The 21,742-nt window shown below is 51.3% G+C and carries 11 protein-coding genes; 5 read left to right on the top strand and 6 right to left on the bottom strand.

Annotated features, from left to right (window positions below; genetic code table 11):
• Positions 1-3: 3 nt before the first annotated feature.
• Both O3S85_RS13935 and O3S85_RS13930 read right to left on the bottom strand, forming a co-directional pair.
• Positions 4-1,830, bottom strand: a complete 1,827-nt coding sequence (locus tag O3S85_RS13935; protein WP_269541101.1) for a glycoside hydrolase family 2 protein — start codon at positions 1,828-1,830, stop codon at positions 4-6.
• A gap of 141 nt (positions 1,831-1,971) precedes the next feature.
• Positions 1,972-2,826 carry a helix-turn-helix domain-containing protein gene (locus O3S85_RS13930; RefSeq protein ID WP_269541100.1) on the bottom strand — a complete coding sequence of 285 codons (855 nt, stop codon included), beginning with the start codon at positions 2,824-2,826 and terminating at the stop codon, positions 1,972-1,974.
• Positions 2,827-2,954: 128 nt separating this feature from the next.
• Here O3S85_RS13930 and O3S85_RS13925 point away from each other — a divergent pair, with 128 nt between their 5' ends.
• Positions 2,955-4,382, top strand: coding sequence for a sulfatase-like hydrolase/transferase (locus tag O3S85_RS13925; protein WP_269541099.1), 1,428 nt, complete (start codon positions 2,955-2,957; stop codon positions 4,380-4,382).
• Between the two features lie 24 nt (positions 4,383-4,406).
• Positions 4,407-5,432: a glycoside hydrolase family 130 protein gene (locus O3S85_RS13920; RefSeq protein ID WP_269541097.1), complete on the top strand. Its 1,026-nt coding sequence runs from the start codon at positions 4,407-4,409 to the stop codon at positions 5,430-5,432.
• Positions 5,433-5,559: 127 nt separating this feature from the next.
• On the opposite strand, the gene O3S85_RS13915 is transcribed toward O3S85_RS13920, so the two are convergent.
• The 4 genes from O3S85_RS13915 to O3S85_RS13900 form a co-directional block, all read right to left on the bottom strand.
• Positions 5,560-7,827 carry a hypothetical protein gene (locus tag O3S85_RS13915; protein WP_269541096.1) on the bottom strand — a complete coding sequence of 756 codons (2,268 nt, stop codon included), beginning with the start codon at positions 7,825-7,827 and terminating at the stop codon, positions 5,560-5,562.
• A 308-nt stretch (positions 7,828-8,135) separates the two neighbouring features.
• Entirely contained in the window at positions 8,136-11,576 is a 3,441-nt protein-coding gene (locus O3S85_RS13910; protein ID WP_269541095.1) for a golvesin C-terminal-like domain-containing protein, read from the bottom strand.
• Between the two features lie 486 nt (positions 11,577-12,062).
• Positions 12,063-12,890, bottom strand: a complete 828-nt coding sequence (locus tag O3S85_RS13905; RefSeq protein ID WP_269541094.1) for a sugar phosphate isomerase/epimerase family protein — start codon at positions 12,888-12,890, stop codon at positions 12,063-12,065.
• Positions 12,890-13,708, bottom strand: coding sequence for a phytanoyl-CoA dioxygenase family protein (locus O3S85_RS13900; RefSeq protein ID WP_269541092.1), 819 nt, complete (start codon positions 13,706-13,708; stop codon positions 12,890-12,892). Before O3S85_RS13900 ends, O3S85_RS13905 begins: the two co-directional genes overlap by 1 nt.
• 73 nt (positions 13,709-13,781) lie before the next feature.
• Between O3S85_RS13900 and O3S85_RS13895 the strand changes: the two genes are divergently transcribed.
• From O3S85_RS13895 to O3S85_RS13885, 3 genes are all read left to right on the top strand, one after another.
• Positions 13,782-14,606 carry an AraC family transcriptional regulator gene (locus O3S85_RS13895; protein WP_269541090.1) on the top strand — a complete coding sequence of 275 codons (825 nt, stop codon included), beginning with the start codon at positions 13,782-13,784 and terminating at the stop codon, positions 14,604-14,606.
• Positions 14,607-14,896: 290 nt separating this feature from the next.
• On the top strand, positions 14,897-18,103 hold the full coding sequence (locus O3S85_RS13890; protein ID WP_269541088.1) for a LamG-like jellyroll fold domain-containing protein: 3,207 nt from the start codon (positions 14,897-14,899) through the stop codon (positions 18,101-18,103).
• A gap of 20 nt (positions 18,104-18,123) precedes the next feature.
• On the top strand, positions 18,124-21,504 hold the full coding sequence (locus tag O3S85_RS13885; protein ID WP_269541087.1) for a sugar-binding protein: 3,381 nt from the start codon (positions 18,124-18,126) through the stop codon (positions 21,502-21,504).
• The last annotated feature ends 238 nt before the right edge of the window (positions 21,505-21,742 follow it).

Genomic DNA, 21,742 nt, shown 5'->3' with positions numbered 1-21,742 from the left:
CAATTACCCGCGATTCGCTAGGGCTGCCTCAGCTTTGGCGAAAGCGGCTTTGACCGTTTCAAAAACCGGCTTCTTCTCACCCGATTGGCTAACCAATCCTTTGCGATTCCATCCTCTTTGAAAACCGTTTGCGCGCAATGTGCTACGGAAGTCTTTGAGCGCCCAAGGCGTCCACCCCGAAAGCTTTTCCGTCCGCTCAAACAGCGCAAGTTGCTCTTCGTAAATGCGCTTCTGACTCTCGCAATTCCACAGCTTCTCAGCATTGTAATCTGCACCAACCGGTCCCGCAGCACCGAATTCGGTGATCAGAAGTGGCTTGTTACCAACAACGATACGCGCATCGGGAAGTTCCTTCACGGGCGGGTTATACCAGCCACCGTATTCGTTTAACCCAACGATATCCACGAACTCATAAATCGAATGACCAACCGACTCAACGTCATATGCATTGTCGCGGTAAGGCGCATTGAAAGCTGCGGTGGCTGGGATTGATGGATCGAGCTTTTTGATGGCATCAAATGCCCGCCCCATGACCCGTTTTCGTTCTGGTAGCTCCCACGTCTCATTCGCCATTGCATGACACAAAATGCAAGGGTGCCCCCGGCTGAGCTCCACCATGCGAACCGCGCTGTTGTAAATGATTTCCTCAGTGCGGGCATCGGCATAAGTAATCTCCCAATAAACCGGAATTTCATCCCACACCAAAAGGCCCCGCTCATCGCATTCGCGCAGCCATTCTTCACCGTAAGGGTAATGCGCCAACCGCAAGTAGTTACAACCGGTTTCCTGCGCCAAGTCGATTAACGCGCGAACATCTTCCAGGCCTCGCGGCTTGCCGCCCTCTTCGCCCAGTCGCTCTTCGTGCAGCGCAATGCCCTTTAAATAAATGGGATCGCCGTTAACGAATAGCTCTGCATCGCGCCAGGTAACCTCCTTGAAGCCGATGCGCTGGGTGATCTTATCCACGACCGTCCCATTCTTCACCAACTCGATTTCCGCAGCATACAACCGTGCTTTCCCGGGCTGCCAAAGCTGCACGTCAATTCCCTCTAGCGCAACGTTCAGTTCATCTCCAGTCAGGGAAACGGTCTGAGTATAACTAAGCTCCGGCAGAGTAATCCGAGCTTCGTAATCCGTGCCATTCGCGATGCCTTGAAATTGCAGGGCGTAAGTGCCGTTAACGCTGGCTTCACCTGATTGCTGGCTGAGAATACGCGTGCCGTGATAACCGGCATGCGCGATAAATTCATGCGGTGTCGAGACTAGCCGTACGCTGCGAATCAGGCCACCGTAGTTAAACCAGTCATACTTTTCAGAAGGGATGCGATGTGGCAAGCGGCGGGCATCGACACGTATAACCAACAGATTCTCAGCCTGGCAGGCATCCGGCTCGATCTCGAAGGACAGCGGTAGAAACGGCAGCTCCACCTCACCCACTTTCTCCCCGTTCCACCAAACTTCCGTTGCGTAGTTTACGCCATCCAATCGCAGGAAAATGCGGCCCAGACCTTTGAGCTCCTCGAGCTCTCTTTGATTAAACTTCAGTCGTCGGGCATACCAGCCGAAGCCTTCAAAAAGCAGCCATTCTTTCTTCTGCGTATTCCAGTCACCCGGCACACTAATTTGCTCAAATGCATCCACATCGTACTCGACCGCGCGATCCTCTTCCACAGGATTGAGCCCTTCGAAAATATTGCGACTACGCTTGAGTCCGAATGCGCCCATGTTGTCAGCATAAAAGCCCCACTGGCCATCCAGTGACAGACTTTGCCGGTCGTTTAATTGCAAATAGGCAGCGATGCCAGAGGACTTATCTTGTTCAGAATTCATCGGGTAAAAGGGTCAACGTATCGTGCAGCAAGTCTCCGCAAAGAGCAGAGTGGTCACTCACTACCGCATCGAAATATACCGATTCACCTTCTCGCAAAAGACAAAGCCACGAGCTGTTAATCTATTAAACAGTATATTAAATTAAGCCTTTGCACGCCGGTAAGCCGTGGGAGAAAAGCCCGACTTTTTCCGAAACCAATGCGTGAACGCTGTCGAGTCGTTGAAGCCAAGTTCATAAGCGATTTCCTTAATGGGCTTACCCGAATGCTCCAACCAATGCTGGGCCGCAAGGTATCGCCGCAGATCGAAATAGCTACGCATCGTTTGACCAAAGGTTGCATGAAAGAGCGTATCCGCATGCCCAAAGCTAAGGCCAATTCGGCTAGCCAGCCCCGTCAGCGAAAGCCTCACCGAAAGTGGGTGCGCGTCGATCAGTTCCTTCGCTTTCATCATTCGCGCATCCTCGTGACGCGAATAGCGCGGTTGTTGCCCGACATGCTCCATAAAGCCCACATATGCCAGCAGCCACGCCTGGAAAAGTTGGTTCATACGCAAGAACTGGCGCAACGACAATGACTGAAACTGCATCATGTTACCCTCCGACAAGTGCCACCGTTTTGAGGAACGAAGCATGGCAAGCGCCGCACGTTCGAGGTCAGGAAACTTGGATGAGGCAACCGTTAGCACGTGCTCATGCTCAAACATGGTCAACCCATCCGGCCACTGCATGTCGAATTTCACGGATAAAATTTCGGCGTCGTCGGAAAACTCCCGGGACACATTTTTATGCGAAGCGAAAACCCAATTTCCCGAACCGATCGTCTCAGGTATCTTCTCACCGATGGACAACGTCCCCCGCATGATCAGCCATGCTGAGAGTTGCTTGGCGTCAAACCGTCCCACACTCCGAATCGGTCGTCCTCGATAAACCCAGATCAGGTGCGAATTCAACTCGCGCCAATTGGAAAAAAATAAATCTGTCGCATTATCGGCCATCTCAATACTGTTATTTTTATACCTAATTAATCTTCATTTTCAACAGGTTTATCCAGCTTTCAAACAATCCATTAGCATTTAATTCAGCTTTGAATGTGGCCATTTTAAGATCACCAGAGAATACTCGTATGCCTCAAACACCCAATTTGATTTACCTGGTCGCTGATCAATGGCGCGGCGACTGCCTTGGCCTATACCGGAACCAGCATCCGGTCATGACCCCGCACCTGAATCAACTCGCCAGCGAGGGGGTTAGTTATCGCCATGCCTATGCCGATTGCCCGCTCTGCATGCCGCAGCGCATGACCATGCTTACCGGCAAGACGGGCTCCCAACTGCGTTGTGTTAAAAACTTTAAGCCAGACAATGCGCCGGAAATTGATCCTGCCCAAACCTTGCCTGCGCGACTGACACGCGAGGCCGGCTACCAGACAAAAGCCATCGGCAAAATGCATTTCGCGAATCATCGCGCGCGCTACGGATTCGAACACGTCTCACTCCATCCCGACGACTATCTCTGGTGGCTGGACGAGCAAGGGCAGCGAGGCACGTTCCGCAGCCATGGCTTGGGGGGCAATGAAGTTTACCCTACCGCTGCGACCACCGAGGAACGCTATTACCACACGACATGGATCATGGATCAGGCGATTCGATTTCTTGACCAAAGAGACCCGGAATGCCCCTTCATGTTGTTCATCATATTCGAAGCACCGCACAGTCCGTTCGACCCGCCACCTCCCTATGACCGGATGTATGATAACTTCACTATCCCCTCGCCCGTTGAAGGAGACTGGCGGGAGTCTGAATATCCGGCCACTTTTGAGGCGCGCCGCATTCGTGGCAAATACGACTACATGCAGCCCGAAGCGATCCTCGAGGCGAGGCGACGCTACTACGGGCAGATATCTCAGATCGATTACCAACTTGGCCGACTGATTGGCACACTGCAGAGCAAAAACCTGTATCGCGACACCGCTATCGCATTTACCTCCGACCACGGAGAATGCCTCGGAGACCATGGCATTTTCGCCAAACATTGCTTCCTCGAATCCGCGGCCCGCGTACCTCTGATTCTGCGCCTGCCTCCGTCGATGCGCGAGGGGACAACAATGGCCGGTCACGACACACCAACGCTCACTGCCGACATTTGCCCGACGTTCCTGGAGCTTGCCGGACTCGACAGAGACGCCGACGCAGAGGGCCAATCGCTATTACATGCCATTAATCGCGAAACCATCTTTGGCGAAACGCCAGAGAGTGCTATGAGCATCAGCCAAGGCTATAAATACATTTACTACCCAGCAGGCGGCATTGAGCACCTATTTAACGTCACGGACGATTTCGATGATCGCCAGAACCTTGCGCAAGTTGCCGACTTGCAGCCAATCAAGAAACAGCTTCGCCAAGAACTGACAACCTACCTGAGGCAAAACGAAAGCCCCATGGTAGAAAACGGTGAGTTGGTAACGCTACCCATCAATGTCGACTACCAACACCTCAGGCAGGTCAACCCAGCAGCCTGTCGCGGCCCGATGTATGGCGGTGACGGCTATTAAATTTTTAGAACCAAAGTAAACATCATGAGCATTACCTCCACCCAACAAGCCCTCACCCGCCACGCATCGAATCCCGTTTTGGATACGCCTGACATCCCCTGGGACTGTATGTCTGTGTTTAATGCCGGCGTCTGCAAATGGCAGGATGGCTACGCCATGCTTTTCCGCACGGACAGCGGAGCCAAAGAAGCCCCTGATTGCTATCAAACCCGAGTCGGCCTTGCTCGTAGCGCCGACGGCGTCAACTGGACAGTCGATAAAGAGCCAGTCTTCAACATGGCAAAAATGCGCGAATGGCTGAAAGCCGAATACGATGAGCGTATGGATGAAGACGAGCTGGCCAGAATATATGACCCGCGAATCACGGTCATCGAAGACATGGCCTATCTATGCTTCGCCCTCGACACCAAGCACGGCATCCGTGGCGGCATTGCCCGCAGCGAAAACTTGCGCGATTGGGAACTACTGCACATCTCCCTGCCGGAAAACCGCAATATGGTGATGTTCCCCGAGCGCGTAAACGGAAAGCTAGTGCGCCTAGACCGACCATTCCCGCTCTACCTTCGCGGAGGGCGCGAGTCGTTCGATATCTGGATCAGCGATTCCGAAGATGGCAAGTACTGGGGCAACCATAAGCTCCTCCTTCGCGCTGAAGAAGTTTCTTTTGGCAACGCCAAGATCGGCCCCGGCGCACCGCCGATTAAAACCGAGAAAGGCTGGCTAACCACCTTTCACGCCGTCCTAAGCCACCCGGACAAAGACCTCGGGACCTGGGCCACCAACCGCACCTGGCATAAGGAATATGTCGCGGGTCTCATGTTACTCGACCTCAAGAACCCATCGAAGGTAATCGGTATCAGCGAGCAGCCGTTACTAGCTTCAGAAGCACCGTATGAAACTGAAGGTTTCCGCGGTTCAGTCATTTTCCCCGGCGGCTTCATCGCTGAAGAAAATGGCATGGTAAAGATGTATTACGGCGCAGCAGATACCGTCGTGGCTTTGGCCGAAGGAAAGCTCGAAGACTTGCTCTCCTTGATCAAGCCCGTTTAGACATCCAAGCACGCGATCTAGTCCGATTGACAATTTCAAAGGACTGATCGGCAAAGTGTATTTATCAAAAAGCCCCGCATATTCTGCGGGGCTTTTTAATAACTAATATGAGTGATGTAGACGCCTCTTACTCGACCCTCAGGGCGACCAATTGGCATGCATCCAGATTAAGCCGAATGTCGCCTGTCGCGGATGGCTGCAGGACTTCACCAGTCGCCGCATTCGTGACTCGGCCTTGATCGGGCAGCGTGACCGTGACCTCGCCAACCGCAGTGTAGCCCGGGTTCACGACGGCATAATAGGCACCATGCTTTCCAGCATCAATTCGGCGAACTACGACCTGCTCATTCGAAGCAGCGCCGGGAACCACCTTTGAAGGAAGCGCCGGCAACGCAAGATAGGCTGCATTGAAACGACGGACATAAGCCGGCGATAAACGATTGAAGTTATTCGATGTTAGATAGCCGATGGCTGTAGGGTTTCCATTAGCCATGGCATTCACTTCCGGTAGCATAATGTGCGGTCCTACGCGTTCCATATCACCAGCAAAGTAACCCACCGGATCCAAGTCTTTCCCATCCTTGCCCTTTGGCACCCGCAACATATCTTCGTTGAGGCCATAGTGGCGAATCATGACCATTCCTGACTCCGTCTCGAAAGCCTCAAGTGCCATCGGATCCGAAACTGATGACAAGCGGTTAAACGAATAAGTCGGGTAAACACCATTCGTGTCCTTGTAGCGCTCTGGATCGTAGACTGGCTTAGCATGCTCATGCTCCCACTCGCCCCAGGTTTTACGCACATTGGTGAGCGCCTTGTATGACCAATGGTCATCAATTGTCTTTTGCAAGGGAACGGGCGGTTTCTTTAAATCGACACCTTCCCAAGCCGATGGGTCTTCCGCGACCAAGCCGGCGACACCACCCTCGGGATGAATCCAACCTGGCTCAGTCGGGTCTGCCGTATAAAAAATATCAGCACCTTTTACTCCCTCACTGCGGAGGTAATCCCGTAATTTCAACAAGAACTCCTCGCGCTTGCCATACCACCATTCGATGTAGGCATCGTAGGTTTCACCACGCTTGCTGAGCTCTTCTCTGGTCACCTCACCGCGACCCGTTTCTTCGGCAAAACGCTTACGGGTCGAGTCTGCAAACCCGATGGGAAGCTGGCTGGAGCGCGGGCGCAACCAAGCTCCGATAATTTCCGCTTTATCCTTTTGATCAACAATGGTCAGCTCCAGCATCTTGCGGAAGTCTTCGTAGGTATCGGGATCTGTCAGGTCTGCCCGCGCCGTTTCCGTGAATTTAATGTGCGTGTAATTGTCGCCCTTAAGCGGTTCGGCCCGACGCTCAAAACCAAGCCCCTTAATGCCTTTACTACCCGCATACTCATAGTAAGGCAGAACGCTTAAGTCATATTCATCCGCGATTTCGAGTATGCCAACCCATCGGTTGGGAGACTTGTTTTGGTAAACCCATTCATCACCACCGTATTTTGCAGAATCCCAGCCTTGATTCGCACCGAATTCCAGAAGGTCCTTTGCCATGGTGTTCATACCCAGAAAACGCATCAGCTCGGCTTTGCCACGGTAATAATCTTTTTCATCCACCCAGCCCCATTCTTCACGTGGGCCGCCAATGACGCCATCGGCCATTTCTTCGCGGAAAAACAAATGCCGTCGTGGCAAATCCTCTGGAGGATAGTTAATTTTCAAGTCGAACTTCTCAAAATCGGGTGCTTTGTATAAGCGAATTTTTGAAACAGCAGCACCTTGAGAAAGTGGATCCTGCTCGGGCTCAAACTGCGCAATATAAACCCAGAAACCATCTTCAGGTTTCATGGTGCGCTTGGTGTCCGCCACATTCGGCACCTCTGCCTTGCGAATGCCTCCCGTCACAGAGGTCCGATCCTGCAAGCGCATGAGCATCTGCACGGACTCGAACTTTCCGGAAAGCGGAATCTCTAAAGACTCGGGGGACTGGTAAACATAGCGAGGATACATGGCGTCCCCGACAGTGTTGCCTGTGTAAAACCCACGCATCGTACCATTCCCGCGATTAAGCAGAATGGCAGAACGCGGTGCATCCTCCGGATAAACTACCTCAAGAATGTAGTTACCATTTGCCTCCAGGCCTTTTCCCTCCCCGATCAGGTAGCCGAAGTATTTTACTCCCGGCTCGTCGCTGGGAAGCGTGCGGACAGGCTCCCCCAAGATAGTCTCAACCTCACTGATACCTTGCGGATACTCCCTGAAAAGGTCCGGAGAATCAGGAGACTGCGAAACATCAATCTCCTGAATGAGCTCAAGATTGGGATTAACAGGCGCTGCGACGCTTAGCGATATGTAGCCTAAGCAACTGGCAACGAGGGATAAGAGTTGGGTATGTTTCATAATTCAGAAAAGCATGCGAGTATTCAGACCTTAAAGCATCTCGGAGTATACCGCGCATGCTAAGCCAGGATTCTCGACATCTAGGGTTCTAATTTCTCCTGATGAGAGCCGTAGCGAGAAACTCAGGACAAATCAAGTAAAACGTTATAGTTAAAATTTATAATGACCAGAAAAAAATGCAAAAACAAGCTCTGGACAGCTGTCGTAATCAACCAGCATGAGCTTGAGCAATCTATCGAAATGCATGGCGGAACCTCCGCCGATAGAGATTCCGCCAAGGAAATTTAGTAAGCAAACGATGTCATTGATTACTTACCGTAAATCACGATTTCATTGAAGTTTGCGCCTCCGATTCTTGTGATGCGAATGTACTGGGATTGCGTAATATCGACGTCATACACGAACTCACTCCAGGAGTTATAACTTTTCATTTCGGATTGGGTCAGGGTTGTCCAATTACCCGGCGAACCAATCTCAATGCTCAGCGATCCGGTGTTCTGAGTATCGTATAGATAAATACGATCGATGCTGTAGACTTGCCCCAGGTCGATGTAAGCACTTGCGGCACTGCTACCGGGTGACCAACCCGTGACAGGGTCGGTATCTTCCCGCTCGCGCGGATCACCAGACAGCGCCTGCTCGTCTACCATAAGCGTTGCATCGCCAAGGCCGGATTCATTAGTGACCATGGAGGGCGTCAAAGCCAGCTTTTGAGTCATCTCGAACTCAGGCTCATCGTAGTCGATCATAACGAATACCGGACGCTCAGAAACGTCTAACGTGACACTGCCGCTATTAATGTTCAACTGGGTCTTGATGCCATCTGGGTCTCCCTCCTGCAGTTCGATCAAATGCGCGGTATTGGGCGTCCCCTGAAGCGCCAGAGAATAGCCATTGACCTCGACCTGATCCGTAGTCGGGCACCAAACCGCATAGGCTTTGGTAACGCCGTTACCGTCCTTAAAGCGATAGATACGCACATCGTCATTCCCGGAATCTTGCTCCGCTTCGAAATAAAGCCCCTTTAAACGGTTCTTCATCGTGTAGAGGTACCACCATGAGATTTTAGGAACAAAGCCAGACCAGCGATCGGACGTTAATCCTGTTGTTCCATACAGTCCGGTCGATGCAGAGTTCACATCAGATAGGCTGTAAATCATGGCGCGGTCGACGCCCCCTGCAGCAATTGCGAGAAATGCGCGTACATTCCACTGAGCCTGAACTTCCTGGGCGGAGAAAGTACCGATGATCGGCGCATGCTGTGGTGACGTTTGCGCGGTATCATAACCGAACTCTGAAACCCATAGCTCAACCCCGGGCATATAGCGGTCACAGTAATCGCGGAACACACGAAGCTTTTCAGCTAGGTTGTCCTCTTCCGGGCTAATACCCTGCGCGTTTACATGCTGCTCACCTTCGCGGTCGTTGCTGTAGTGGTGAATGTTGATAACATCCCAGGCTAGCTCTCCGCCAATGCGATTGTAATCACACCACAGCTTCATGGCTTTGATGTAACCAATATCCATCTTTACAATGCCGCCCATGACATGCCGGGCATTCGGGTCGGCATTCCAAACACCCAGATGGTTGCCCATCGTTCCCTGGTGGCCGTCCGCATCGGCGCTGGACATCGCGGCGTATTCGTAAGGTGTGAAATACTCTTGGCGGGTTTTCCACCACTGGTTTTGCTCGTTCCAATTCTCATAATATCGGATGTAGTCCAAGCCAGTGTGGCGGACATTGTCCGACCGGAGCTTCAACAAGCTGTCGTCAACCGCTTGGCTGCCATAACGGGCAACCGTTTGAAACATATGGTCGGCATGCTCCACGTAGGATGATGCAACTTCACTCGGGCGGCCGGAATTATCTGGAATAGGCTTCACCGCTCCAGGTTTCGCGTTCAACCAGCGCACCGAGTCCTGCACAGTCATGACTGTGTCCAACCCGACGGTGACATAGTTCTTATACATATTGTCGTAGTTGACGCCGGTATAAGCCGGAGCAAATGAGTTTTCGTTATTCGGATAGCCGGGATAATTTGCAAAGCCATTATGCCCCTCGCAATACTCCCAGTCACGATATTGACGAATAAATCCAAATGCTTCCAAACGGTGCAACGGATCCCACCCGTGGACATTGACGCCTAAGAATTCCTCAAAGGGAGGTGGACTGTACGAGACAGGTTCAGGGATCTTTTCCACCGTCCCATGCGGGGTTCCATAAACCACGATCTCCGGCGTCGCAACTCCAACAAAATCACTGTAGCGCAAAAATCGGGTCGTAATATTTACGGGATATATTTTCCACTGTTGATAAGCGGTCAGGTTATCCACGATAAGCTCAGTCCAATTGAATGGCTCGCCATGGGAAATCTTAATTTCGCCGGAATTATTGCTGTCATAAAAAGCAATATAACTGATGTCATACTCTGCACCTAGATCGATAATGGCATGCAGCGGAAAATACCAATTGGCCACCGCCTCATACACCGAAGAGGGAGCATTCGCATTGGGCAGATCAAATACGGGATCGCCGACCAAAGCTTGCTCATCGACGATGGCCTCCATGTTCGTTGCCGACGTTTCGTCAATGATCATACTGGCATCGAGGTGAACCTTGGTATGCACGGAAGTTTCGGCGATCATCTCACCGATTTCAGTGGCATCCAGTGGTTCACTGTAGATGCGAACGTCGTCAATGTACCCATCAAATGATACACCATAGTTCGCATTGAGCGTGCCGATATGAAAGTTGGCGGTTGTGTCGGGAATCTCAGAACCAATTGGCTGCCCCTCGTATTCAAGCATGCCGTCCACGTAAAGCTTCAACCTCCCCTCTGGCGCAGAGCCGTCGAATACCACTGCTAAGTGACGCCATACATTCACCTCGGTTACGATGTAGCCCGTCGCAAAGCGTTCGGAGCCGATGTCAATGAACAGTTCATTGTTCTGCCAAATAAAAACACTCACCGCCCGCTGCTGCGAGTGACTGTGGCGCTTGGAAAGAATCCCTCTTGGTTGCCCGTCCAGCACACGGGGGCTGAACCAACAAGAAAGCGTAGCCTCAGCACCGTCGAAATCATCGCTATCGAGAGCATCGATCCAATCTCCGTCGCCGTCTAAAACTGCGGCTCCATAGTGCTTGCCGCGTGGTGAAAATGCTGCGTCTCCGTTGAGCATCGCATCGTGCATACCTGCCGAATCAAATGCCACAACACCAGCATCTTCATTGAAATCCCACTTCGCGACCAATCCGGCCGGAGGCGCAACTGCCGTGGAAACACGAATTGCATCAGCGATCACGTAGCCGTTGGTCCCAGTGTTTTCGATGAGGACGCTACCGGTGCTTCCAGCATTAAATGAATAAGTGCCCAGGGGAACCCACTGCCCGCCGGCAACAGTTTGATCAACCATGAATGAGTCCGCTCCGGTCGCGTGCGTCACGGTAACCGGAACATTGCTGGCTCGATTCGTGAATGAAGTCCATCGAAGGGATATTTCATAATCGCCAGTTGCCGGAATGTCCGGTGTAAAAGTAAAAGTTTTCTGCCCTTTAGCGGAATTATTATCATGGGCATAATTCACGCCATAGTAGCCGGGAGTGGAGCCTGAATTAGACCAACTGCCAGTAGTTGAGACATCTGCAGAATCTAGATTGTCCACAACGAAATCTACTGCCATAGCACTGCCGCAGAAACAAAGCAGGGCAGACAGCAACGAGGCGCTTGTTCTTAAATACAAGTGTTTCATTAATATTGGGGGTTAGTATTGAATGCATACAAAGCATTCGCGATGAGATTGCGTCGATATCCGCTAAGCCTATCTTATAGCAATTAGCAATAGCTACCTTATCGCATCTGACCTATAGATATCGAATCAATACAGTTGGGATTACACACAGAGAATAGATTCTGATGATTTGGAGCAATAAACTATCTTCATCTCTCTAAATATCTGTGGCCATTGCTTTGAATAGACAATCAATTTGACCATGAATCCAAAGCACCAGGTGCATAATGAGTACAAAAATCCTCAGCTAATCCAGCAAAAGTAAATTTGCCATCAAACTGAACAAAAGCACTTTATAAAACTAAAGACCCAATCAATCCGAATCTAGTATGGTTAACACAGAAGGCACAGGCAGCAAAGGCATCTTCCAACCACACCCCAATGATTAACTGATTATTCAACTCATGATCAGCGCTTGTAAATATTAGCACTAATCTTCATTTAGCATCATACTACAATATCGATGACACGTAATACAGATTTCAAATAGTCCTTAAACCTTACATTCACTTCCCATGCATCGGCGATTGGCCGCCCAGACAAAGGCTCAACAGGCATATACGGAGGCGGGCCAAACTCCGGCGTTATTGTTATATAAGCATCGCCGGCCATATGTCGTGCACGCAATATTCTTTTCCAAAGCTCAACATGTCGATCAGTCCACTCAGCATACAAAGGAGACAATGGGTCTGGAACCTGAGGCCCCTCTGAAAATCCGACGCGCGCATGAACGTGCGAAGATCGCTGAACTGCCATTTCAACATTCTCTTCTTGATTGCGCAAATCACTCTCGTGAACGCAGAACCAGTGTGAAAAATCCGCATTAAGCCTCAGCTGCGGGATGGTTTCGAGGTAGCGTCTCGTTTCCGGGCCATTGTTTAATGGGCGGCCACGATGCGTTTCATGCGTAATTAAGACATTAGCCTCCTCAGCCAAAGAACTGGCAAGTTGAAATATTTCGCAGTTTTCATCGAAGCTAAAGACGTCACATCCGGAATGGCTGTTTACGAAGAGTGGGCTAGTTTCAATCGCAAAGGAAAAACGCTCGCGTAATGTATCCAAATGTTCCGAAACAGAGTTTCCTTCAGTTGTTATCTGGGCGATCAACAGCAACCCTTCGTCGGCCACTTGCTGGGCGATTTCCGATGCTGACTCTGGCTGGGCTGGCAAGAAAATTTCCACTGCATCAAAGGCATCCGCCTTCGCCCGCCGCAGGAAATCATCCAAGGGGGCATCCCACATTTCCCACTTGGATTTAGCGAAGATTAGATCCATCAGTGTGCCTTCACGCCAAGCTTGCGACGAAGTTCATTAATGTGCGAATAGCTCTTGGTTGGATCGGCCAGAGGCTGGTTCAGCACATTCTTACCTCGGGCAAGGTACATAAGGTGCCGGTCATGATAATCTTCGCTTAGCTTGGTCGCTGCGGGGATGAATCGCAGCGTCCAACCACATCGGCGCATATCAGAAGTGTTTGGTGGGCTGCCATGTTGTGTCCGTGCATCATGAAGTGAGCACTGATTACGCTCCAACTCGCATGGCACAGCCAGCTCGTCTTTTCGGTGGCGCTTCACGATTTCAGAATCAAAGACGCTCTTACTCGTATCGACGCCCTCATATTCCGAGAAACCCTTTTGTCCGGTGTTGTGCGTTTGCGGTATTACATACATACACCCGTTTTTCACTGTGGAGGGATCTATGGCCAACCAAACTGTCGCGACCTCCATCGGGTTCAACATACGCCGCCAGTATGCGCTGTCTTCATGCCATGGCACTCGCCGACCATCCCCTTGTGGCTTACAAATAAAATGGGTGGAAAAGAGAATGATATCTGGCCCGAGCAACGGCTCAACCAAGTCAACCACTTCAGGAGCCAGCGCCCACTCGTTTAGCTTTGGGTCAGCAAAATGCGGCGTATCCATTTGCTCCGGGCGTTCATCTTTCGGCCAGTCAGCGAGTTTATCATCAAAATAAGCCGATAGAGCGGAAAACTTTTCATCCGAAAAGACCTTGAGTTTCGGAATGACGTAGCCCTCCCGCTTGTAGTGATCAACCTCTTCGGAGGTAAGGCGAGGGTTAGAGTAGGTAATCATGGCTATCAGTATATCAAATCCGGCAGAGAGAATCGTCCTTTCAATTAGCAAATTAGTGCTCTATTGTGATATTATGAAAAAGATCCTGTGGCACCATATTTGCCGAGCTAACGAATGCCTCCATATTGCCACCATTGAACTCAAGCGAATGCATAGCCCTGCAATGCATCAGCATGATTTCTACGAATGCTTTCTCGTTCTGGAAGGAAACGGACAACAACACACCCCTTGTGGAAGCGAAGATCTACAACCTCATGTGCTCTACTTTGTTCGCCCAGAGCACTCGCACGCCATCGATGGCCACAATAACTTGGTCTTTCTCAACATCGCCATTGAAAGAAATACTTTTGAGGCGACTTTCGACCTGGCCAACTTTAAACACAACCATTGGCTAACGGGCACCCCAATTCAGATTGAATCACTCAACCAACAACAGGTTATCGAATTTCAGCAACTAGCTTCAAGTGTCGCCAATCAGCGCGGACGCTCAGATGCCGCATGGCTGCTCTTGAGTATTTCCCGATTATTGAATTCTAGGCATACTTACTCCGATGAGCGACCGGACATGCCCGACTGGATGGCCAAAGGGCTATCTAAGGCGATCGACAGTGAAGTACTGACCAAAGGCCTCCCGTTACTGAATCAGATAATGGGGAGATCACGTGAACACGTCGCCCGCAGTTTCCAGAATCACCTCGGAATGACCCCCACAGAATGGCTCATCAAGGAACGTATTCAACGCGCCTGCTTGTTACTCTCTACAACACGTTTACCACTGATAGAAATTGCGCTCGATTGTGGCTTCGAGAGCTCCAGCTACTTTCACAAATGCTTTCGTCAATATATGCATACAACCCCACGCCGCTACCGCAGCAACCTCATGCGGATTCAGAATTAGTCCATTCAGTTGCAGCGATCCATTCCGCTTCGCCCGATTATACCCCCTACTCTATCCCCGCTAACGACCCCGCCATGAGGCCTAATCCAGGTGCTTAGACGCAATCCATGCACCTGGTGCATGGCAAAGCCCTTTGCGACCACCCAGGGCAAGGTGTATCGTTAACTTTATTAACTATTCCCCCGGTAGATTTACCCACTAGGGCAGAATGCAAGACCAACTGCATTGAATAGGATAACTGCACCGCCCCAAGGCATAAGTTCGATTTAAACCCTCGTCCCAATAACCTCTTGAAGCGCTTTCTCATACCGCCTTTGTTGCTGATTGCAATCTTTGCGTGCAATTCTGCCCTATTGGCCGTGAATCAGTATCGCGTGTCAAATGTCGATGGCGGCATGCCCTATCTGCTTCACTTACCCGAAGTTTATCACGACGAGCCCACCCGAGAATTTCCGGCCATCATCTACCTCCACGGCTATGGTGAGCGTTGTGAAAACGGCACCTACGGAACGACTAGCGAACTGCACCACATTGAAAATGCCGGCAATACCCCGCCCAATCACACGCGCAACGGGCATTCGATGAAATTCACGGTCGATGACCAGGAGGAATACTTCATCGTCATCTCGCCGCAAATCCGTAAAAGCCGTGGTGACTGGAATGCCGAAGACGTTGTGGCTCTCCTGGACGAGATCTCCAGCGAGTATCGCATTGATGCGGACCGAGTTTATCTGACAGGCTTCAGCTTTGGTGGTCAAGGAACATGGAATGTGCTGACCGGCGATGCCAACACTCCGAATCGATTTGCTGCGGCGGCAATAGTGGCCGGTCGATCTCTGGTTGCAAACAGGCACTCGAAGATTGCCGATGACAACGTAGCCGTCTGGTCAATGAGTGGCCTGAGCGATCCCACTGAGCACACGCCCGAGCGAGTATTATCTGCCAACAATACGCTTCGTTCTTTTTTCCCGGATGCCGAGCACTTGGTGACGATGTACCCGAACTATTCTCACTCTTCGTCGCGGCAATACAACACCGGACACACCTACCACGATCCAAATATTTACGAATGGTTTTTGACTAAAAAACGCCAACGCCCCGGCAAGCCCGATCGAGTTAACTTGAGTAATCGTGCGGCTACGATCGCGACGTCGGGCGACGAGGAGTCCCCTCACCCAGCGATTCGGGTAAAGAATAGTTCCGGCTCCTATTGGGCCAGTAGCACTGACGACTATGAAAAAAAGTGGGTGCAGTTAGACCTCGGTGAGACATTCATGGTAGATCAAGTTTTTGTACGCTTTTCCTGGTCGACCAGCGCTTCCATCAAACCTGTCGCTCCCAAAGGGAGTATCACATCGATCGAAGCATCACCGACAGCTGGGCGCATTCGCGTGCACGCCCCTTACCATAACCGGCGCACAAAAATTGGGAGCATTGCAGCGCATCAAATATATCTAAAAGACACCGGTACCTATGATGGTGGCCCCTATGATATCCACAATGAACGTGACTACAACCGCGAGAATGGTTGGTTCGAGATTGAAGCTGACTATGTCGGCGACAGCACAGGCACGTGGTATGCGCTCAATGAAACCGTCGCCGCCTATACGATCTATGGGAGTGTCGATGGCAACGATTGGTTCCCACTTGCCAACGTAGAAGACAATTACGAGTTCAGCCGCCAACATAAGTTTGACGCAACCTCACTGCGCTACGTTCGCCTGAACGTTACCGATCCCAATCGCACCGATCTCGCGGAGCATGAACACCGCGCAAAGGTTTATGAGATGGTTGTGCTCGAAGCATACAATCCCCCAAATCCCCCGACACCTCCTTCAGGTCTAGTCGTGGCGGATGTGACATCCGGTGGCGTCAGCCTGGCTTGGAGCGGCGCGAGTGGGATGGTCGATCAATATCAGATTTACTGGAGCACAACCGATACGCAACCCGAGACCCCGCAAGCAACCGTCGGCTTTGCCCAAAACGCATTTACTGCCGAAGGCTTACTGCCAAACACTGAATATTTTTTCTGGGTCTCGGCCAGCAATGCCGGTGGCGAATCCTCTGCCACCAGTATCTCTCAAAGGACCGAGATACTAACAACCCCAATAGCCCCGACCAACTTCACTGCCTCTGGCGCAACCGCGACCAGTGTATCTCTAAGCTGGCAAGACAACGCTGACAATGAAAGCGGCTACAATCTCTATTGGGCAACCGACGCAAAACCAGCACTGCCCAACCAGCAGCTATCAACCGACTCAAGCAGTACGCTAATCAGCGGCTTGACGCCCGACACTCGCTACACCTTCTGGCTAGAGGCCAAGAACGCGGCAGGAACGTCAGACGATGTGAGCGCCACTGCAACGACATCTGCCTTTGAAGGCAGCTTGAGCATTGGGCTCATCTCGCGATGGAAGTTCGATGAGCAAGCCGGCTCGACTGCCTTCGATTCAACTGGATTTAATGATGCAATACTTTCCGGAGAAACCGCGCGAACGGACGAAGCCGTTGCTGGCCACTCTATTTCTTTGGACGGCACTGACGATTGGGTAGAAGCACCTCATCAAGAAGAATATAGCAGCAGCGCGATGAGCGTTTCCATGTGGGTTCGCCCTTCCTTAGCCGACTCCCAACCACGTGGTCTGATATCAAAGCGCCAAGGCCTTAGCGCCAGCCAACGATGCTTCAGCATTTTTACTCATACCAATTCATATATCAACTTGGACATCGGCAACCAGCGCTTCACCACGAACTATTCGCTCAACGAAATTGGAACGTGGAAGCACCTGGTAATGACATACGACGGAGCCCAAACCAGCGAGAACCTCAAGCTCTACATCGACGGTTCTCAAGTAGCCGAAAGCACGATCAGCACAACATCGATCCCATCGCTCACCTGCCCCGTCACCATAGGCACGTTGAACACCAACTACGGTTCTGCATTCGCGGGGCAGATAGACGAGGTCAGGATTTATAACCGTGCGCTGACAGTAGCAGAAGTAGAAGCACTGCATGAGACAGAGCCGTTTAGCGTGAATGAGACGCCTGATACATTCACCGAGTGGGCTGCCCTTAATTTAGGGAATCGACCCATCGCAGAACAGTCTCCTACCTCCGACCCAGATCACGACGGAATTCCAAATCTGCTCGAGTATGCCCAGGCCAGCAACCCAACTGATAACGCGTCAGTAAATCTACCCTATTCCACAATTCAGGACTCCAGCAACGCACACTACCTAGAGTTTAGCTATCGTCGCTTACAAGGCGGCAACGGCAGTAGCGAATCAGGCTACACTGCAAACAACCTACTTTATACAGTCCTCATTAGCCATGACCTCACCGCCAATAGCTGGGTAACCGGTGTAGACCATCTGGAGTTTATTCCTCCATCAATCGAACATGGCGACAACAGCGAAACGGTCACCGTTCGCGTCAAGCAAAGCATAGAATCCGCAGCACAAACTTTCATTCGACTACAAATCGAAGAGCTCAATTAACAAGCATATATCGACAAGAGATGATGAACATAGACTCCCCCCTAAGACGACTGTTAACGAGTACCCTACTCGCTAGTACCATCGCCTTCGGCATTGCGACCGAGCTCAACGCACAAACCAGTTCCAAGGTCGTCACGCAATTCTCGCCGCAAGACTGGAAGACCAGTGCGGACAACCGGGCTCCAGCTCAATACGTCCCATTGGATAATGCCGGCATGGAAGTCCAAATCGCCTACTCTGGCAAAGGGTTTGAATACCACCGCATGGAAAACAAAAACCCAATAACCATTCCCGGTGAGTTAAAAAACGTAACGTTGAGCGTTAACATGAGCAACCCGGGTGCGGGAGCGAAGTTAACCCTCCTAGATGCCTACGGCGAGTGGCAGAATATCGACTTTCCAAAGTTTGAATCCGAGAGCTGGCAAACCGTAACGATTCCAGTGCCAGAGACTATTCCACAACCAGTTTCGATTCACAGTTTCATGTTTCATAACTGGGGCACGCGCACTGAAAAAACGGATGTCGTAGTCGGTATGCGTGGGCTCGAAGTGACAACCGACCTCTCCCGCACCGATCCACAAACCGGTCAATTTCTTGACTGGCAACCAGACCCTACTGGCAAAAGTAAGCGAACGGAAGCACCCGATACACCGCTGTTCTCCGCAAGCTTCAGCTCCACTGCGCCGGGTCATTTTTTTGCGGGCACTGATGCTGAGCTGATTCTCAACATTCGCAACTGGCGCGAGCAACCGGCACAAGTCAAAGCGACTGTCTCGGTAACAGACCCGTCCGGAAAAACCATTTTCACGGAAACGCTTAAGCAAACAGTGGAGGCGACGGAGCAATTCACCTGGACACCCCCCGTAGAATCTTACGGCCCGCACCGAGCCGAAGTGGTTATCGAAAACGAAGGCTTCGAACCGGCCGAAGCATACTTGATATTCGCTGAAGCACCCAAGCCACATGACCTGACCGAAGCTGAGAAATTAGCCTCTCCCTACGGCATGAATGTCCATGGAGCGCAGGGGCTTTTCATTACGCCTTTTCGTAACGCCGGTATCGTCTGGTTTCGCGATTATGTTTTTAATTTTCACTGGCTTGAACGCGCAAAGAAGAATAACCGCAACTTCAGCGGCTGGCCGGGCTACCCGGGCATTGTCCAGACTTACAAAGACGAAGGAGTCATGGTGTTGCCAGTGCTCGCGCACTCCATTCCACGACCGAAGATCGTCGATGGCGAGGTGCAAGGAAATCCTCCACCAGACCGCGCTTGGGTTGCCCATTTGGCCGAGGTCCTTGAAGGCTTTCCACAATACAAATATTGGGAATTGGACAACGAATACTCCCTTGATCGAAATGTGCGTAACGCTGAGAAAAAGATGAACTGGGCCCACTATGAAAGGTATCATAAGACCTTTGGCGAAGCCGTGAAGCTTCTCGGATTTGGCGAACTCAAGGCAGTGGAGAACGGGCGCTACGGCATTCACCCGGACCTGGCGCGACAAGCAGTGCAAAATGGCTCTTTTGCAGACATCGATGTTGTCAATGTTCACCACTATGCCGGTGTCGATGCACCGGAAGTGAACGTCCGAAATTTCAACACTGGTAGCCTCGGCCGTGAATCCGGCTTATTCTTCGATAAACTACGGGACGTTGTGGCGGCGGCGCATTCCGACGGCAAAGATCGCGAAGTATTCATCAGTGAATTTGGCTGGGACACCGCAGCCGGACAAGTCGTGACCGAAGAACAACAAGCAGCCTACTTGGCACGAGCATACATGATGTTTGCCGCGGCTGGCATTGATAAGTCGTTTTGGTTTTGGCATTTCGACTCACCAAAGCCCGAGAAATTCTTTGACGCATGCGGTTTGATGACTGCCAACCGTGAGCCCAAGCCTTCCCTGTGCGCGATGGCCGGCATGACGCATTTGCTCCCAAGCTTAAACTATGTGGGCCGATTCAATGCAGGCCCCGGCACACTCGGTTATGTGTTCGAGGAAAACGGTCAATACATTGCCGCCGCATGGCGCATCGCTCAGGGAGACGAACCCCTGGAAATTGACTTCGGGAAAGACGCAACACTATTCGACCACTACGCAAACCCACTAAAAGGAACGAAGGCTACGCTGAGCATTTCTCCCGTTTACGCAGTAGGATTGTCGCCCGAATCAAAGATTATGAAGCAAACGGCTTACTCGATCGATTCACACTTGTTTATGGCAACGGTTGCCAATCAAGAGACGGAGATTGTCGTGCGCATTAACAATCAAAGCGATCAAAGCAATACAGTGACGCTCAAACCCAACCTGCCCGATGGCTGGAAGAGCGAAAAAGCAGAATACAGCGTTAGCTCAGCCCCTGGGCAAAACCAGACTGTCACAATTCCCTTTAAGACTCCTACGAATGCAAAGGGCGGTATTGTACCGATCAGCGTCGATATTCTCGAAAATGGTGAATCACTGACCAGGCTATATCTCGATGCCCACGTTCTAGAGCCTTATATCTTAAGCGTTGGTGGCATGCCCAACAAATCAGGTTCCGTTGAGATTATCGCGACGGTCACGAATCAGCGCAATGTTGCGACAAGCCCTACCCTGAAACTGGATCTCCCCCGTGGATGGCGCGCGATCACTCAACAAGTTGTCGTGGATAACCTTCAGCCGTTGGAAGAGCGTGAGGTGCCTCTAGAACTTGAGTGGAGTGCTGATTCAGAACTAACGACACCACCACTCGTCGTTCTGGAAGACTCGGGTTTCACTACACAGAAGGCTCTGGTCCCGCCAATGGCCACCGTTCACAAACTAGCTAGCGATGAAGGTTTTGGGGGCAATATATCCCAATGGCCTGCCAAGAATAAATTGCCCGAATGGATGGTCGGCTCAAGCTACGGCGAGGCCCAGACTGAAATCTGGATGGGGTGGACCGATAAGGGACTCTGGATCGCCTTCGATGTCGACGACTCAAAGGCCCTCGGAGCAAGCCCACGCACGTTTTGGCAGTCGGACTCTCTCGAGCTCTTCGTTGACACCGACAACGACAAGCAAGCGTCCAGCTTCAGTTCCGGAGATCATCAATTCTGGGCAGTCCCGCAGACTGAGAGTAACAGCGTCTTCCTAGGCCAATGGAAGCGCGCCAATGAAATTGAAGAAACTCGCTACGATATCGCCCTATACCAATCGTCCGCCAGTCAAACGGACACCGGCTACACGATGGAGTTCATCATTCCCTGGAATGAAATACAGGGATCTACCACTCCAAAGGTTGGCGAGCAAATCGGGCTAAACATAAACCTGAACGTCAAGGGACCGCATGGCCCGAGAGAAGTTTATTGGCCACGCCAGAAAGCCAATGGTCTCGCCAATCAACCCAAACAGTGGGGCACGATCCAGTTAGCCCAATAGTTAGCATTCCACGTGCCTGATTCACCATCCTTAAATGAAAGCGTCCACGCAATGACATCCGTTCAGAGCGTGAACCAAGTTACCCCGATGTTGAAATAAAAATTAAACATATACCAGTTGGCACCGACAGTTCTTTCATGATCTACGGCAACGCTCCTGCACATGCCTCGACCGGCTGGTATATCATCCAATAGCCATGATCCCCAACACCCCCAAACCACCCCCCCACACCAGTCGT

Origin of the sequence: Cerasicoccus sp. TK19100, from assembly GCF_027257155.1 — a bacterium.
GTDB classification, from domain to species: domain Bacteria; phylum Verrucomicrobiota; class Verrucomicrobiia; order Opitutales; family Cerasicoccaceae; genus Cerasicoccus; species Cerasicoccus fimbriatus.
The sequence above is the reverse complement of the archived record's forward strand: the minus strand, read 5'-3'. Positions and strand labels throughout refer to the sequence as shown.